At 64.5% G+C, this 3,742-nt stretch carries 3 protein-coding genes and 1 pseudogene; 3 read left to right on the forward strand and 1 reads right to left on the reverse strand.

Translation table 11 applies throughout. The annotated features are described in order from the left end of the window. The first annotated feature begins 293 nt into the window (after window positions 1-293). The 3 genes and pseudogenes from FM110_RS06460 to FM110_RS06470 form a co-directional block, all read left to right on the forward strand. On the forward strand, window positions 294-1,166 hold the full coding sequence (locus FM110_RS06460; RefSeq protein WP_087103752.1) for a hypothetical protein: 873 nt from the start codon (window positions 294-296) through the stop codon (window positions 1,164-1,166). A gap of 13 nt (window positions 1,167-1,179) precedes the next feature. Then, window positions 1,180-2,031 carry a hypothetical protein gene (locus FM110_RS13770; protein WP_143276293.1) on the forward strand — a complete coding sequence of 284 codons (852 nt, stop codon included), beginning with the start codon at window positions 1,180-1,182 and terminating at the stop codon, window positions 2,029-2,031. 427 nt (window positions 2,032-2,458) lie between these two features. Then, window positions 2,459-2,713, forward strand: a pseudogene (locus FM110_RS06470) (ISL3 family transposase); the annotation flags it as partial. Here the strand turns inward: FM110_RS06470 and FM110_RS06475 are convergent. Beyond that, a partial coding sequence (locus FM110_RS06475) for an ISL3 family transposase (RefSeq protein WP_087103756.1) occupies window positions 2,700-3,742 on the reverse strand: 1,043 nt, incomplete at its 5' end. The pseudogene FM110_RS06470 and the gene FM110_RS06475 overlap by 14 nt on opposite strands.

Here is a 3,742-nt window from a genome sequence, read left to right on the forward strand (position 1 = left end):
CCCGCCGCTCAACCCGCCGAACCCCTCACTCCCCACCGCAACGGTGAAGAGCCCGGTTACCCGCGCCCCTCCCGGACGGCTGCCGTCTCCAGGCCGCGTCCCTGCGTCCTCGCGCAGGTAGGAGCGGCCTTCTACGCAGCGCCGTGGAGGCGGTGACGCGGCTGAACCGTTAGTTGAGCACTCGTCCGGCGAACCTGGCGGGTGCGCAGTAGCGCGCATGAGCGGTAAGCGGTCGGAATGCTGGATCTGGCCTGGGTATCATCTCGCTCAACAGCGAAGGAGCCGTGAGAGTGATGAGCCACACCCCGAGTTGCGAGACCGCCACCAGCTACACCTGCAAGTGCCCCTGCGGCGGCGCCCGTCATGGAGGCGTCCTCATCGCAGGCCTCCGTGCGACATCGGAAGCTACCCGCGAGAAGGCGAAGCAATGGACTGAGCCTCGACGGTGGCAGCACGCTTCGCCTGCGGCCAAGCAGAGCACGGTCACCAACGCCGCCGCAGAACGTCGGCCCGCGCTTACCGGCGTCATCACGGAACTGGTTTCCGCCCTCATCGACGAAGTGAAGGAAGAGGGGGAAGTCGATGCCGTAGAACTACTCGCGAAAGAGATCTCAGACGACATCGCCGACGAGTTCGAGAAGCGCCTCTCCAACGGAGGCCCGAGTAGCAAGAAAAGTCGGCACCTCTGGTGCGTCGTGATCGCGGCCATCTGCCGCGCTTACGACGAGGTCGGCGACGCCGCGAAGGAATCTATCGACGTTCTCACGGATCGCACCATGCAGCTCCTACGCGAGGCCACGTCCGACTCGCGAGCCCACACGGCCGCGGTCACGGACATCTACCAGCAGCGCACGGGCGTGGCCCGAGCCTTCGAGATCGATGAGTACGACTGGATGGGCACACTCATCAAGAAAGCACTCAAGGCCGTTGTCGCAGCGATCAAGTCGATCGGTGAGGAGGCGGCCATGAAGTATGTCCGCTTGATAGGCGCGATCATCTGCCCCGATCCGGACCGGCACCCGGCGGTCGTTAAGCACTGTATCTGGCCCCTCCTCAACGGCCCGTTCCGAGAGGCCCTCCAAGATTCCCTCGCTTCTGAGATGCGAGCGTGGATCCGAAACGCCTACGTGGTCCTTCCGCCCACCCCTGACACGCACAATCCCTGACCGAGGAGCTCCGATGCAGACAGCCCGTGTAGACGGCCAATCTGAGATCAGCGCCGCCACGCTCGCGCGGTTCAGCCCTGAAGAGCGGGCCAGCTATCGCGGACGCCTGTCCTGCCCCGACCCTGCCTGCGCAGCAGCGGTCCACTTCCGCTCCCAGAGCGTCGATGGCAGGCCGGCACTCTTCTACTCCAACGACCATGTTGCGACCTGCACAGAAAAGTCCCCGGAACCGAAGCGCACCGTCCTCGAGGCCGAAAAGAGGGAGGATGAAGCGATCTGGAACGACGCAACCGAGCTCGTGCTCCGACTTGATAGCGCCAGCACCACCAGGACCGCGACCATTGATTCCGATCAAGGCGCGCTTATACAGCAGGGTCGTAGGCACGATCCTCGGAGAGGGAACCGCTACACGCACGCCAGTTCGATCGGTCTCCGCCCGCTCCTGCGTCGGCTGCGAGACGATCCAACATTCAGAACATCGACTATGCCGTTGACCTTGTCGGATGGCACTCAGAGCACCGTTCGTCATGCCTGCACTCACATCTCCGACTACGTCCATTCCAATCGCCGACGCATCATCTGGGGGCCGATCGTCCGGGCACCACATGGGTGGATCAACAGTGGGCTCTGGGATGAGAACCTCCCTGCCGTGCGGATTCCGGAGGTGTGCATTGAAGAAGTCCTCGATCGAGCGCACGTAGAGGCGTTCGCTGATCTCGCTCAAGGCGGTAGAAACTCATTCGACTTCATCGTGGAAGGAATCTTCGGAGAGACGAGGAGCGGCACCCCGTGGGTGACGCTGGAGAGTCCAAACTATCTGGCTATTCTGCCCAGACCCGTTGACGGAAGCTACTACTCGAAGTGAGTCATGGAATCTCCCTACCTGACGTTCTCCCTGGCAGAGATGCGATGTGATTACTAGCCTTTGCAGTCATCCAGCTGACGGTGTGGACTTTCTAGCCGCCTGCAGGACTGCTGAGTTCGGTTTTCGGCTCCTACCTGCTTGGTGTGACGGTGTCGATCCGGGTGATGACTGCTGGTGAGGGTTACCGGTACTTGTTGAACTCCGTCGTGACCGGTGACGGGGATCGCGATGCCGCGTCGGCGTTGACGCGCTACTACACCCAGGCTGGCACGCCGCCAGGTTCTTGGGCCGGTGCCGGACTCGCGGGCCTCGCGGGGCTCTTCGCAGTTGACGGTGTAGTCGGGGGTGGGCGGCTGGTTCGTGGATAGACGTCGAGGTCTTCCAAGATGGAAGTTCCTACACTGCTCATCCGCCGGAAGACCTCGACTTGCACCACGCTACCTTCGCCGCGCCCGACCTGACCACGTTCTGCCGTCTCGACGAGCTCGGCCTCGAGGTCGTTGGGCAGCGTCTCGAGCCAGATCGGGCGGTGATCGAGTGCCGCGTCGTCGAGGACGACCCGTGGTGTCGGAAGTGCGGCGCCGAGGGCGCGCCACGGGACACGGTGACGCGCCCGCTGGCGCATGAACCGTTCGGGCACCGGCCGACGACGCTGCTAATCCGGCTCTTCAGAGTTGAGTGTGGGGTGAGGCGTCGAGACCGCCGGTGATGAGGAGCATGCGGAGGTGGTAGTGCTCGAAGTTGCGGAACCCGCGGGCGATGCAGCGGCCGAGTTCGATAATCCCGTTGACGGCTTCGGTGCCGCCGTTGCTCGCGCCGTTGGTGTCGAAGTAGGCCAAGAACGCTGTCCGCCAGCGTCGCAGAGTCTTTCCTAGCCTGGCGACCTCCGGGATCGGGCAGGACGGCAGCTTCTCGATCAGCTGCTCGGCCAGTCGACGACCCCGGGCAGGAGTGGGCTGGTGGAACACATCTCTGAGGTCCTGGGCGCACTGGTAGGCGACCTCTACCGCAACATGATCGGGGTGGGCCGCGAATGCGCTGGCCAGACGTGTCTGCTGGCGCGGCGAGAGGCGTTCCCGTCCGGCGCGGAGAACATGACGGATCCCGTAGAGGGGGTCGCCCTTGCGGCCGCGGTGGCCGAGGGTCTCCTGCTGGATCCGGCGGCGGACGTCATCGACTGCAGCCCCGCCGAGCTTCACGATGTGGAACGCATCCAGCACGCAGGTGGCGTCCTCGAGTTGGTCATCGATCGCGTTCTTGTAGCCCTGGAACGGGTCCAGCGTCGCGATCTCGACCCGCTTGCGGAACTCGTCGCCGCGCTCGTCGAGCCAGTCTCGGTAGGCCTTGCCGGATCGGCCGGGGACGAGGTCGAGGAGTCTGGCGGTGGGGTGGGTGCCGCGAGTCAGATCGACCATCCCGGTGAGCTCCTTCGGTCCGCGCCGGCGAGGATCACGGTGATGCCAGAGATGCTCGTCCACGCCCAGGACCTGAACGCCCTCGAACCGGGACGGGTCGTTCGCGGCCTCGCTCAGGACTGGTCGGACCTGGGACCAGAGCGTGTTCCAGGTCGTGCCGAGCTGGCGGGCCAGGCCCTGGATCGTCGCTCCCTCGCGCCGGAGTTGGCCGATCGCCCAGCGGATCGCGCGCGTGCTCAGCGGGCGTGTCAGATGGTCTGTGTAAGCCGTACCGAGAGGAACGGTAAGAATCATGA

Source organism: Brachybacterium nesterenkovii (genome assembly GCF_900163655.1).
In the GTDB taxonomy this organism is placed as follows: Bacteria; Actinomycetota; Actinomycetes; order Actinomycetales; family Dermabacteraceae; genus Brachybacterium; species Brachybacterium nesterenkovii.

Excerpts from the sequence above, each read along its gene's own strand:
- FM110_RS06460 (WP_087103752.1), top strand. The coding sequence starts at position 294 with ATGAGCCACACCCCGAGTTGCGAGACCGCCACCAGCTACACCTGCAAG.
- FM110_RS13770 (WP_143276293.1), top strand. The coding sequence starts at position 1,180 with ATGCAGACAGCCCGTGTAGACGGCCAATCTGAGATCAGCGCCGCCACG.